The sequence below is a fragment of the Blastomonas sp. RAC04 genome (assembly GCF_001713435.1).
Classification (GTDB): Bacteria; Pseudomonadota; Alphaproteobacteria; order Sphingomonadales; family Sphingomonadaceae; genus Blastomonas; species Blastomonas fulva.
In genome coordinates, this window is the sequence record NZ_CP016460.1 from 3,090,001 (window position 1) to 3,101,921 (window position 11,921).

At 66.2% G+C, this 11,921-nt stretch carries 10 protein-coding genes (1 of these 10 running past the window's edge); 6 read left to right on the plus strand and 4 right to left on the minus strand.

Going from position 1 to position 11,921, the window contains the following annotated elements:
• Positions 1–713 carry the 5' portion of an FAD-dependent oxidoreductase gene (locus BSY18_RS15355; RefSeq protein WP_054135888.1) on the minus strand. It extends 493 nt beyond the left edge of the window, so 713 of the gene's 1,206 nt are visible here — the first part of the coding sequence; it begins with the start codon at positions 711–713; the stop codon falls past the left edge of the window.
• A 126-nt stretch (positions 714–839) separates the two neighbouring features.
• Entirely contained in the window at positions 840–1,349 is a 510-nt protein-coding gene (locus BSY18_RS15360; protein WP_054135889.1) for a MaoC family dehydratase, read from the minus strand.
• Positions 1,350–1,512: 163 nt separating this feature from the next.
• Here BSY18_RS15360 and BSY18_RS15365 point away from each other — a divergent pair, with 163 nt between their 5' ends.
• From BSY18_RS15365 to BSY18_RS15375, 3 genes are all read left to right on the plus strand, one after another.
• Positions 1,513–2,865 (plus strand): alpha/beta fold hydrolase, encoded by a 1,353-nt coding sequence (locus BSY18_RS15365; protein WP_069051084.1) that lies wholly within the window; start codon positions 1,513–1,515, stop codon positions 2,863–2,865.
• A 78-nt stretch (positions 2,866–2,943) separates the two neighbouring features.
• Positions 2,944–4,407, plus strand: coding sequence for a flavin monoamine oxidase family protein (locus BSY18_RS15370; protein ID WP_083231495.1), 1,464 nt, complete (start codon positions 2,944–2,946; stop codon positions 4,405–4,407).
• Positions 4,400–5,572: a serine hydrolase domain-containing protein gene (locus BSY18_RS15375; protein ID WP_069051086.1), complete on the plus strand. Its 1,173-nt coding sequence runs from the start codon at positions 4,400–4,402 to the stop codon at positions 5,570–5,572. Before BSY18_RS15370 ends, BSY18_RS15375 begins: the two co-directional genes overlap by 8 nt.
• Before the next feature lie 6 nt (positions 5,573–5,578).
• On the opposite strand, the gene BSY18_RS15380 is transcribed toward BSY18_RS15375, so the two are convergent.
• Both BSY18_RS15380 and BSY18_RS15385 read right to left on the minus strand, forming a co-directional pair.
• A complete protein-coding gene (locus tag BSY18_RS15380; protein WP_171900250.1) occupies positions 5,579–6,577 on the minus strand; it encodes a DUF1838 family protein in 999 nt (332 codons plus the stop codon).
• Positions 6,578–6,603: 26 nt separating this feature from the next.
• Positions 6,604–8,106, minus strand: coding sequence for an aldehyde dehydrogenase family protein (locus tag BSY18_RS15385; RefSeq protein ID WP_069051088.1), 1,503 nt, complete (start codon positions 8,104–8,106; stop codon positions 6,604–6,606).
• 168 nt (positions 8,107–8,274) lie between these two features.
• On the opposite strand from BSY18_RS15385, the gene BSY18_RS15390 reads away from it, so the two are divergent.
• From BSY18_RS15390 to BSY18_RS15400, 3 genes are read left to right on the plus strand one after another with little or no spacing between them, the layout of a single operon-like run.
• Positions 8,275–9,825 (plus strand): FAD-binding oxidoreductase, encoded by a 1,551-nt coding sequence (locus BSY18_RS15390; RefSeq protein WP_069051089.1) that lies wholly within the window; start codon positions 8,275–8,277, stop codon positions 9,823–9,825.
• 29 nt (positions 9,826–9,854) lie between these two features.
• The gene (locus BSY18_RS15395) at positions 9,855–10,769 is read left to right on the plus strand and encodes a polysaccharide deacetylase (protein WP_069051090.1); all 915 of its coding nucleotides are present in this window, start codon (positions 9,855–9,857) and stop codon (positions 10,767–10,769) included.
• Positions 10,766–11,914: an FAD-dependent monooxygenase gene (locus BSY18_RS15400; protein ID WP_069051091.1), complete on the plus strand. Its 1,149-nt coding sequence runs from the start codon at positions 10,766–10,768 to the stop codon at positions 11,912–11,914. The genes BSY18_RS15395 and BSY18_RS15400 overlap by 4 nt, the downstream gene beginning before the upstream one ends.
• The last annotated feature ends 7 nt before the right edge of the window (positions 11,915–11,921 follow it).

Below are 11,921 nucleotides of genomic sequence, written 5' to 3' on the forward strand. Positions count from 1 at the left end.
GTTGCATCGCCATCGGTGGGGACCAGCACCCGCCACAGCGAGGGCACCTTGAGCAGCACCAGCCATTCCTCCGGATCGGAGACATAGTTCACATAAGCCAGGTTATCGAGATGCGCGGTCAGATCCTCGTCGGTCGACAGGCACAGGAACCGTTCGGGATAAGTGAACCCGTCGAACTCGATCCCCAGCCATTTGCGCACCACGCTGTTGGCGCCGTCCGCGGCGATCAGGAAATCGCAGCGGATCTGCTGGATTGCGGTGGGGCTCTCGACGAACACGCTGACGCCCTTGTCGTCCTGATCGAACGCCAGCAGACGGTGGTTGAAGCGCACTTGCGCGTTCGAGTAGCGCGCCAGCCCCTCGGCGAGCGCGCGCGAAAGATGATATTGCTCGCACTGGATGCGGAACGGATAGCGCGTGACATCGGACAGCTCGCCCAGATCGAAGCCGATGACCTCGCCCGACTGGCGATCGCGCCAGTGATAGACCGGCGCCTTCAGCCCGCGCTGCAGCAGCATCGGGGTCACGTCGACCTCGTCGAGCATTTCCAGCGTCGGCGGGTGAAAGGTCGAGGCGCGCAGGTCCTGGGCGCAGTCCTCATTGGCCTCGAGCACGATCACGTCCGCGCCCTGCTTGGCCAGCAAGGTCGCCATGGTCGTGCCCACCGGACCGGCCCCGACAATTACTACCTGGCAACGTTCTGTTGCGGACATACGTCCTGCCCCTCATATCGACTGTGATCTGGCTAGAAAGCGCGCGCGCGCCCCGATGCACCCTTGGCCCAAACTATCCGCCTTGCGGCGAGTGCCCGGCCGACCGGCGCGCCCGTGCGTGCAGGATCAATCGTCCATCGGGCCGAAGCCCTTCTTCCAGATCAGCATCACCCGGGTGAATTCGCACACCACATCGCCGGTCTGGTTCCTGCCGATGGTCTTGATGGTGACGATGCCCTGAGTCGGGCGCTTTTCACTCTCGCGCTTTTCGAGCACTTCGGATTCCGAATAGAGCGTGTCGCCCGCGAACACCGGTTTGAGCAGGCGGATTTCCTTCCACCCCAGATTGGCGACCGCCTTCTGGCTGACGTCGGAAACGCTCTGCCCGGTCATGATCGCCACGGTGAGCGGCGATGCGACCAAAGGCTTTCCGAACTCGGTCTTCGCAGCAAAGTTGGCATCGCAGTGCGCCGGGTGCTGGTTCATCGTCAGCAGCGAGAACCAGATGTTGTCGGTTTCGGTGATCGTGCGGCCCGGGCGGTGTTCATAGACATCGCCCACCGCGAACTCCTCGAAGAAGCGGCCATAGGTTTCGCGGTAACGCTGTGGTCCCACCTCGGTTACGCCATCACGCATCGATCATTCCCCTTGGTTTGCATCGCACCGCACAGGGCGGCCTTAGCCCCTTGGTGGCAGCGCGGTGGCGAGATCATCGGGCGAGCGGGCGGCTATCCACGATGCGGCCAGTCACGCGCCGGGCCGGGCTTGCAGGGCGGCGCGATGCGGTAGACACTGCGCCATGCGCATCACCCGACATTATCTGACGCTCGCCGGACGGCGCGTGCATTACCGGATGTGCGGCAGCGGTCCGCCGGTGCTGCTGGTCCACCAGAGCCCGCGATCATCGGACGAGTATACCGCGATGATGGCGCAATGGGGCGAGCGCTTCACCTGCATCGCACCCGATTCGCCCGGCTTCGGCCAGTCCGATCCGCTGCCGATCGCAAGCCCGACGACTGAGGACTTTGCCGACGCGATCCTCGACTTTGCTGACGCCGTGGGGTTTCGCGCAATCGCGGCTTATGGCTTCCATTCAGGCGGCATCTTCCTGATGAATGCGCTGCGCCGCCATCCCGAGCGCTTCGTCGCGCTCGCCGTCGGCGGCTATCCGCGCTTTCATCCGCACGAGCTCGACGATGTCGGCGAGGCGTATCTGCGTCCCTTCCACCCCCAGCCTTATGGCGAGCACCTGTTATGGGCATGGAACCGCATGCTCGAACAGAGCTGGTACTTCCCGTGGTACAAGCCCGAACAGGCGCGGCGCATGTCGGCGCCGCATGCTGACCCCATGGTGCTTCATCCGCAGGTGATGGACCTGCTCGCATCGGGCGATGCCTATCGCCACGGCTATCGTGCCGCGCTCAGCGCCGGCTACGACGTCCCGCCCGCCGGTGCCGATGTGCCGCCCGCCCTGCTCTCGAGCTATTCCAGCGACCCGATGACCGCGCACATGGCGCGGTTTCCTGCGCTGCCTGCTGGATGGAGCACCGCCGAGCAGCCCGATCCGGCAGCGCATTCCAGCGGCAATGCCGATTGGCTCGCGCACCATCCCGCGCACGCCTTCACGCCTGTGCAGGACAGTGACCGAGGCTTTCTTCCGGTTCGAACCGATGCCTTTGACGGGCTGATCCACTGGCGCGGGAGCGGCGACGTGCTGCACATCCATGGGCCCGGCCGATCGCTCGATCTGCTGCCCGAGAGCGTGCTGGCGATCGATCTTCCCGGGCATGGCCTGTCCGATCGCTGGCCGGGCGAGCCGCCGCTCGACTGGGCCGCCTGGGCTGCGGTGATCGATTCGGCAGCCAAGCAACTGGGCGCCAGCGACACCCGAAGCGAGCCCCTGCTGCCCGGCGAGCCCGAGCTGCTGTTCCCCGACCTCACGCCCGACCGCTATGGCAACCATCTGGTCAATGCATGGGCGATGCTGCGCGCAGGGCATGCCTTCACGCCGCGTTATGCCATCGCGCGTGACACGATGGCGCCGATGGCTGAGGGCGCCATGGACTTGACCACCCTTGCGCGCGAGCATCTGGCGCTGATGCGATCGAGCGCCGCCCTGGCGCTGCACCAAGCGCGACTATCCACCAGGTGAACAGCAGCAGCGTTTTGCGCTGGTGCATCTCCAAGCGCCCGGCATAGTGTCGGCTTCGCTCTGCAGGAGTTCAGCCCCATGTCGCACACGATCCTCACCGGTAGCCGCCGCGCCTTTCTCTCCGGAGCCGGCGCAATGTTTGCGACCTCTGCCGTTGCCAAGACCGCAAGGGGAGCCGGCCAGCCCGAAAAGCTCGATGTCATCGTCGTCGGCGCAGGGCTCGCCGGGCTCAATGCGGCGCATGTGCTCGAAAGCCAGGGCCTCAAGGTCGCGGTGCTCGAGGCGAACGACCGCGTCGGTGGACGGCTGCGCACCGGCCATGCCGAAGGCTATACCGCAGAGCTGGGCGGCAGCGAGGTCGGCCCGCTGTATGGCCGGGTGCGCAATGCCTGCACGCAGTTCAATGTCGGCCTGACCGAAGATGGCGGCAAGTCGACACCGTTTGTGCTGAACATCGAAGGGCAGATGGTGCTGCCCAAGGATTGGGCATCGTCGAACGCCAACCACACCATGGGTGCAGAGCGCGAGATCCTGCCCTTTCTCATCCAGAACCGGCTGTTTTTCGACTGGGTGCCGTTCGAGGATCCGGCCGACTGGCTGGAGGCGAAGTATCACGAACATGACATGTCCGCCGCTGCCTATATGCGCGCCAGGGGCGTGTCCGAAGCGGCGATCCGGCTGGCCGATATCGATCTGAATGGACCGAGCGTGCATTCGGTCTCGGCGATGAGCATCTTCCGTGATCTGGCGCGGCTCAAGGTGGAAGGTTTCAATGACCCCACCAAGCCGCAATATGGCGCGGGTAACACCAGCAAGCGGCACTATATCGTCGGCGGATCGGACATGCTGCCCAAGGCCATGGCCGCTGCCCTCAAGGGCCGGGTGATGCTGAAGTCGCCGGTGTCCGCGATCGACCAGACGGCAGATGAGGTCGAGGTGCGGCTGATGGGCGGCGAGCGGATGCGCGCCCGCTTCGTCGTGATGGCCGCCCCCTTCTCGGCGGTGCGTTACATCAACTTTACCCCCGGCCTCCCGACAGCTCAGGCCAATGCAGTGCAGGGCGCGATCTATTCCGCCACCACCCAGTTCCATTTCCGCGTGCTCAAGCCCTTCTGGGAGGCGGACGGCCTGCCCCCTTCGATCTGGTCGGACCGCTTTTTCGAGCGTGCCTTCGTGATGGACAAGGGCGGCGCGCATGGGTCGCTGATCGTCTGGATGAACGGCGACGGCGCAACCCGGCTCGACGCGATGGACCTGCCCACGCAGCGCGCATTCATCATGGCGGAACTGGCCGCCGCGCGCCCCTCGACCGCAGGCGCGCTCGAGCCGCTGTTCGAATACAGCTGGGAGAAGAACCCGTTCGTCGGCGGCAACAAGCACTGCTTTGCCGCAGGCCAGGTCAAGATGTTCGCCAAGGAAATGGCGCTGCCGCATGGCCGGGTGCACTTTGCCGGCGAGCATCTGCGGCGGATGGAACCGGGCATGGAATCGGCGATGGAGACCGCGGAGATCGCGGCGCTCGAGATCCTTGAACGTGCTTAAACCGCTCGCGGCGCTTGCGCTGCTGGCCACGACCGCCGCGACGCCTGCGGACGATGGGACCTATAGCGCGCGGTTCGAGGCGTTCATGGCGAACCCTGCGCAGTTCGATTACAGTCCGATGGAGGCCGTGCCCGGCGCGCCGAAGGTGCGGCGTTTACCCGCTTCGCGCGCGCCGCGGATCGCCGCTGCCGCGCTCGACGAGGCCGCGCGCTATGCGCAAGCCAACCGGTCGAGCGCGCTGCTGGTCTGGCGCGACGGCAAGCTGGAGGCCTCGCGCTATTTCGGCGCCACCACGCGCGACACGCCGTTGGTCGCCAAGTCGCTTGCCAAGCCGCTGACGGCGATCGCGATCGGCCGCGCGATCCAGCTGGGCAAGATCAAGGGGCTGGACCAGCGAATCGCCGATTTCATCCCCGAGCTGGCTGGCACGCCCAAGGCCGCGATCCTGGTGCGGCACCTGCTCGACATGCGATCGGGCCTGCTCGACCAGGGCTATTCGCCCGACCCCGATCACCCTTGGAACCGGGCGTATCTCGACCCCGATCACGGCGCGTATATCGTGCGCGACTATCCGCTGACCGACCCGCCGGGCACGCGCTATGCCTATGCCAATGCGCCGAGCGAGCTCATTGCATTGGTGATCGAACGCGCCACCGGGCGGCGCTATGCCGAGTTCATCAGCAATGAGGTATTGGCCCCCTTGGGCGCTGCGGGCGGCGAGGTCTGGGTCAACCGGCCGCAAGGGCTTGCGCATTCGGGCTGCTGCATCAAGCTTCCCGCCGAGACCTGGATGAAGCTTGCGATCCTGCTGCTTGATGACGGCGAGGCAGGCGGCAGACGGCTGCTGCCCAAGGGCTATGTCCGCGCGATGCGCACCGGCACGCCGCAGAACCCGAACTTCGGCCTGGGGTTGTGGCTGGGCGAGCCTTATCGCGAGCGCCGCGGCTTCGGCGCGCCGGGCACCGCCGGACCGCAGGTGCTGCATTCGGCAGCCTATCTCGACCCCGAGATATTCCTGTTCGATGGCAACTCCAACCAGACGGTGCACATCAGCCCGAAGCACCGGCTGATCGTGCTGCGCATGGGCGAGACTCCGCCCAAGACCCCCGAATGGGACAATGCAAAGCTGCCCAACCTGCTGATCCGGGGCCTGGGCCTGCGCTGACCGCCGCTATTTCTTGCGGCTGTAGCCGGGCGTTTCGGGCGGCACCTGTTCGGCATAATGTTCGAGCGTTCCGATAACGCCGAGGTCGGGGCCGTCGACCGGTTCCTCGAACAGATCGGGCCGGTCGCGCTCGACGCGCTTGCGCACCGCCGCGGGCACATCGTCCAGGCCGCCTGTGATCTTGTAGGTGTGCATCCGCCCCATCAGCACGCCGTCCACGCCGCTCTGCCCCATGCGCATCCACGGCCACCACGGCGCCTGCCGCATGAAACCGCCGGTATAAGGCGCCGAGACGACATCGCGGTCGTCGATTGCCGCGCGCGGGGTGAACAAGGTGAAATGCTCGGACGGATTGACGCGTTTGCCGGTCGAGGCCTTGGGCCAGCCCGCAGGCGTCACCGGGTTGGTGTATTCGTGCGCATAGTCCCAGCCGAGCAGATACTGGTCGCCGATCGGCTGCCATGGAAGGCGATACGGCTCTCCGGCCCCGCCCTTTCCGATGTCGTTGTTGACCGTCTCGCCATCGCCGACCTTGAACACCTTGCGGGTGAGGCCAAGCGTCCCGCGGAACTTGTCGTTGAGGAAATTGAAAACCTCCACCCGCTCGCCGGTCCAGGGGTTGTCCCAGTGATCGAGGATCTCGCCGGTGGCAAGGTCGGTGAAATAGCCGCACTCCTTGCCGATGACGCGCACCGATCCATCGGGCTGGATGGCGTTGCGGATGTTGCCGAAGCCGGCATAGCCGAACACCGGCTTGGCGCGGTTGGCGCCGACGATCGCATATTGCACCCCCTGATAGCCCGAGAGCACCGCCTTTTCGCCGATCGTCCCCCACATCTTGGCAAAGCCGTAAAGGTTGTCGCGCGGATCCATGATGTCGAGTGGTCGGATGTTGCCGGTTCTTGCCTGTGCGATGCCGGGCAGGGCCGCCGCGGTCGCCAGCCCCGCCACGCCGCCGAACAGCGTCCGGCGCGAAATGCTCGCGCACACCGATTCATAGATCATGGCATTGTCCTTTGGGTACGCGCCGGTCAGAGGACCGCGCAGACGGTTTTCCATTCGAGATAGCTGTCGAGCGCGGCACGCCCGCTGTCGCGGCCATATCCGGATTGCTTGATGCCGCCGATCGGCAGCGCGGCGTCGTACATCAGGTGGCAGTTGATCCAGACGGTGCCCGCCTCGATGGCATCGGCCATCCGGTGCGCATGGGAGAGCGACTGGGTCCAGATGCTCGCGGCAAGGCCGTAGTCGCTGTCGTTGGCCGCCGCGATCACCGCATCTGCATCGTCGAATTCCTGCGCCACCAATACGGGCCCGAACACCTCCTCGCGCACGATCGGCATGTCGGGGGTGACATCGGTGATCACCGTGGGCTGGACGAAGGTGCCCGCATCGCCGAAGCGCTCGCCCCCGGTCAGCACGGTCGCCCCGCCATCGCGCGCGGCAGATATGAAGCCCTCGACCCGCTCGGCCTGCAACCGCGAGACCAGGGGCCCCATCTGGGTTGCAGGATCGAGCCCGTGCCCGGCGACCAGCCCCTGCGCATAGGCGGCGACGCCCTTGAGCAGTTCGTCCTTTATGGCGCTGTGCACATACAGCCGCGATCCCGCGACGCACACTTGGCCGCCATTGAAGAAGATCGCGCTGGCAACGCCGGGGATCGCCAGCTCCAGATCGGCATCGGGCATCACGATCATCGGCGACTTGCCGCCGAGCTCGAGGCTGACGCGCTTGAGGTTCCCCTTGGCGGCATCGATGATCGCGCGGCCGGTCTGGGTCGATCCGGTGAATGCGATCTTGTCGACACCATGATGCGCCGCCAGCGCCGCGCCAGCCTCTCCGCCAAGCCCCGTGACGATGTTGAGCACGCCTGCAGGTACGCCCGCTTCCATCAGCAGCTCGCCCAGCCTGAGCGCCGAGAGCGAGGTGTTTTCCGCGGGCTTGAGCACGATGGTGCAGCCCGCCGCCAGCGCAGGCGCCAGTTTCATCGCGGTGAGCACCAGGGGCGAGTTCCACGGCACGATCGCGCCGACCACGCCCACCGGCTCGCGCTTCGTCCAGCTCGCCATCTTCTTGCCCGCGGGCTGATAGTCGATCGAGGATTCGATCACCTGCCCCTCGATTGCCATCGCCTGGCCCGCAAAGAAGCGGAACTGATTGACCGCGCCGGGGATTTCCGCCCAGCGCCCGACGAACAGCGGCTTGCCCTGGTCGAGCGTCTCGATTTCGGCGAGCTCGTCGATATGCGCCTCGATGAGGTCGGCGGCGGCCCAGAGGATCTTGGCGCGGTTCAGCGGCGTGGTCGCCTTCCATCCCGCCAGCGCCGCGCGCGCAGCGGCCACCGCGGCATCGATTTCGGGCGCGCCGCCGCGCGGCAGCACGCCGATCTGGTCGCCGATTGCGGGGTCGACGGTGGCAAAGGTCTCGCCCTGCCCGCCGGTCCATTCGCCGCCGATCAGCAGCCCCTGGCCCTGGCCCCTGCGGGCGAGGAAGGCGGTCACGCTGTCGGAAAGCGGCGGTCGGGCGAAGGCCATGCGGATGAAACTCCCTGTATCTGATGACGAGGCTAGAAAATCGTGCTCGCCATGTAATCATTACGCGACCATCAACCGCAAGGCGGATAAATCGGCAGTGTCCCGTGTCGGCGCGGCCACCAACATGGTCGAACCGACGCGGAGCAGCCAGGGAGCCACGAACAGTCTATGGCGGACGATATCACCGGATTGCCACAATCGCTGGCCGATGCGCTGGGCGCTGCCCAGGTGCTGACCGGGGCGGACCGGCTGGCCTTTTATGCGCACGACGTTTTCACCCACGGCGCGCAGGCGCTGTGCGTCGTGCGCCCGGCCAATAGTGCAGGCGTGCAGGCGGCGGCACGGCTGTGCGCACAAGCCGGGGTGGCGATGGTGCCGCGCGGCGGCGGTGCGTCTTATTCGGACGGCTATCTGATCGATCGGCCGCATGTGCTGTTCGATCTCTCAGCGCTGCAGGCTATCGAGATCGACCAGCGCGATGCGTACGTCCGCGTAGGGGCGGGCGTCACCTGGGCCGCTCTCAAGGCCGCGCTCGACCCGCTTGGCCTGCGCACGCCGTTCTGGGGGCCGTTTTCCGGCATCGCCGCGACCATCGGCGGCAGCGTCAGCCAGAACACGATCAGCCACGGCAGCGGCGCGCACGGAATTTCCGCGCAATCGCTGTTGGGGATCGAGGTCGTGCTGGCCGATGGCAGCTTGCTCAACACCGGGGTTACCACCGGCACCCGCCATTACGGACCCGATCTCACCGGGCTGTTCACCGGCGATTGTGGCGCGCTGGGCGTAAAGGTCGCGATCACGCTGCCGCTGATCGCCGCGCGGCCCGCGTTCGACACCGCAAGCTTCGCCTTCGCCGATTTCACGAGCTATCATCGCTCGGTCGCCCAACTCGCGCGCGAAGGGCTGGACGAAGAGCATTTCAGCATCGACCAGGCCCTGTCGCAGGGCCAGATCGCGCGATCGGAAGGCACCGCGGCGAGGGTCACCATCGCACGCAACGTGATGCGCGCCGCGCCCAACCCTGTCTCAGGCCTGTTCCAGCTGGGCAAGATGGCGCTGGCGGGCGAATCCGAGATGCGCGAGGCGCGCTACAGCTGCCATGTCATCGTCGAGGGCGTCGACAAGGCCGATGTCGCAGCGCGACTGACGCGCATCCGCTCGATCATGACCGCAGACGGGCAGGAGATCGCCAACACCGCCGCCGCCTTCGTCAGCTCGATGCCGTTTGCGCCGTTGTTCAACGTGCTCGGCCCCAAGGGCGAGCGCTGGGTGCCGCTGCACGGCATCTTCGCGCACAGCGCGGCGGATGAATTCCACGCGGCGTTCGAGCGGTTTCTGGGCGAGCAGCAGCCCGAAATGGACCGCCACGGCCTGTGGACCGGAACGATGTTCAGCAGCATCGGCGGTCACGGCCTGCTCTACGAGATCGCGATCTACTGGCCCGATGCGGTTACGCCTTATCATCGCGAGGTGCTGGGCGCGGAGTATCTCGCCACTATCCCGGCCTATCCCGACAACCCCGAGGCCCGCGCGTTCGCGCACCGGTTCAAGGCGGCGCTGGTCGATCTGATGCAGGCGCACGGGAGCGCACATTTCCAGATCGGGCGCGCCTATCCCTATCTCGAGCGGCTCGATCCGGCAGCGCGCGCGCTGCTTCAGGCGACCAAGGCCGCGCTCGATCCGCACAACCTGATGAACCCCGGCGTGCTCGGGCTCTGATCCGCACCTCCACCGCATAAAGGCAGACGATGGACTACGATTATATCCCGCTTCCCCAGCGCCGGCCGCTCAAATGGCCGAACGGGGCGCGCGTCGCGCTGATCCTTACCTTCAATCTGGAAACCTGGGATCTCACCAAGGATACCGACAAGCCCTATTACGCCGGCGGTCCTGCGATCCTGCCCGATGTGCTGCCCGGCAACACGCCCGATTTCCCCAATTTCACCTGGCGCGAATATGGCCAGCGGGTCGGCATCTGGCGATTGTTCGAGCTGTTCGATCAATTGGGGGCGAAGGCGAGCTGCACCACCAATGCGGTCACCTTCCAGCGGCGCAAGGCGATGACCGATGCGGTGCTCGATCGCGGCTGGGAGCTGCTGACGCACAATTGGGAACAGGGCGAGCTGCTCAGCAACTTCGCGCACGAGCCCGAAAAGGAGCGCGACATCATCCTGCGCTCGCTCGCCGAGTTCGAAAAGCACACCGGGCGCAAGTCCAGGGGCTGGCTGTCGAGCTCGCTGCGCGGGACGATGCAGACTGCAGACATCCTCGCCGAGCAGGGCTGCACCTTCTACTGCGACATCATGAACGACGATCAGCCCTATCTGCTGCGGACCCCGCACGGCCCGATCGTCTCGGTGCCCTATTCGAACGAGATCAACGACTTCACCTTCATCACCCGCAAGAACTTCACCACCGATCAGTTCGCGCAGGCGCTGATCGAGGAGCTCGACGTGCTGCATGAGGAAGGCGCGGTGACCGGGCGAATCATGAATGTCGGGCTGCACCCGCATGTCTCGGGCCGCGCGCACCGCATCCGCGCGATCCGCGAGTTCATCGAGCACGCGCAATCGCTTCCCGGCATCTGGTGGGCGACCCGCGAGGAGATCGCCGCCTGGTATCTGGAGAACCACGAATCGCACATTCCGGGGCAGCTGGGATGAGCAGGCCCGCGATCCTGATCGTCGGCGGGGGCATCGGCGGGTTGACCGCGGCGGCGGGGCTGGCGCAGGCGGGCTTCGCGGTCACCGTGCTCGAGGCCGCACCCGCATTCGGCGAGATCGGCGCGGGTGTCACGCTCTCGCCCAACGCGATGCGCGGGTTCGATTTCACCGGCTGCATGGAAGAGGTTGCCGCCGCCGGCGTCGAGCCGAAGCGCCAGCGGATCCAGCACTGGCAGGATGGCCGTGCGCTGCTGACGCTCGAACGTGCCGATGCGCGCGAAAAATACGGCGCGCCTTACGTCTACATCCACCGCGCCGATCTGCACGCGATCCTGGTCGAAACCGCGCGCAAGGCCGGCGTGACCTTGCGGGCCGATGCGGCGGTGGTCTCGAGCGAAGGCACCACTGTCACGCTGGCCAATGGCGAGACGGTCAGCGGCGACGTGCTGGTCGGTGCCGACGGCCTCAAGTCCGCGATCCGCGACCGGTTCGAACCGGTCAAGGCGCATTTCACCGGGCATGTCGCCTGGCGCGCGGTGGTGCCGGTCACCGACGGCTTGCGCCCGCTGGTCGATTGGCCCGGCATCCATATCGGCCCGGGCAAGATGATCACCCGATATCCGGTGCGCGGCTCGAACCTGCTCAACATGGTGTTCTTCGCGCGGCAACCGGGCTGGCAGGACGATGGCTGGACCATCCCGGCCGAGCCGGGCGAGCTGCGCGCGCTCTACGCCGATTGGGAACCCGATGTTCAGGCGATGATCGCGGCGGCCGAAGCGGTCCCGCATTTCCGCTGGGCCTTGAACGCGCGTCAGCCGCTCGAGAGCTGGATCGCCGACGAACGCGTCACGCTGCTCGGCGATGCGGCGCATGCGATGACGCCGTTCCTGGGCCATGGCGCGGCCTGCGCGATCGAGGATGCGGTGGTGCTGGCGCGGGCGATGGTCGCGAGCGGAACGCCCGAAGAGGGACTGCAGCGCTACCAGGCTGCACGGATCGAGCGCACGACCTTCATCCAGGCCGAATCGAACGCCAATGCCGACCGGATGCAGGGCCAGGAGACCGACCTGTTCGGGCTGGGCGAGCTGCGCAACGAAGAGACCCTGGGCCTGTTCGACTATGATTGCCGCAGCGTTGCGGTTTAAGGATTGC

What these genes read in the sequence shown, in the direction of transcription:
- BSY18_RS15390 (WP_069051089.1), top strand. Translation starts at nt 8,275, where the DNA reads ATGGCGGACGATATCACCGGATTGCCACAATCGCTGGCCGATGCGCTG.
- BSY18_RS15360 (WP_054135889.1), bottom strand. Translation starts at nt 1,349, where the DNA reads ATGCGTGATGGCGTAACCGAGGTGGGACCACAGCGTTACCGCGAAACC.
- BSY18_RS15385 (WP_069051088.1), bottom strand. Translation starts at nt 8,106, where the DNA reads ATGGCCTTCGCCCGACCGCCGCTTTCCGACAGCGTGACCGCCTTCCTC.
- BSY18_RS15380 (WP_171900250.1), bottom strand. Translation starts at nt 6,577, where the DNA reads ATGATCTATGAATCGGTGTGCGCGAGCATTTCGCGCCGGACGCTGTTC.
- BSY18_RS15400 (WP_069051091.1), top strand. Translation starts at nt 10,766, where the DNA reads ATGAGCAGGCCCGCGATCCTGATCGTCGGCGGGGGCATCGGCGGGTTG.
- BSY18_RS15395 (WP_069051090.1), top strand. Translation starts at nt 9,855, where the DNA reads ATGGACTACGATTATATCCCGCTTCCCCAGCGCCGGCCGCTCAAATGG.
- BSY18_RS15365 (WP_069051084.1), top strand. Translation starts at nt 1,513, where the DNA reads ATGCGCATCACCCGACATTATCTGACGCTCGCCGGACGGCGCGTGCAT.
- BSY18_RS15370 (WP_083231495.1), top strand. Translation starts at nt 2,944, where the DNA reads ATGTCGCACACGATCCTCACCGGTAGCCGCCGCGCCTTTCTCTCCGGA.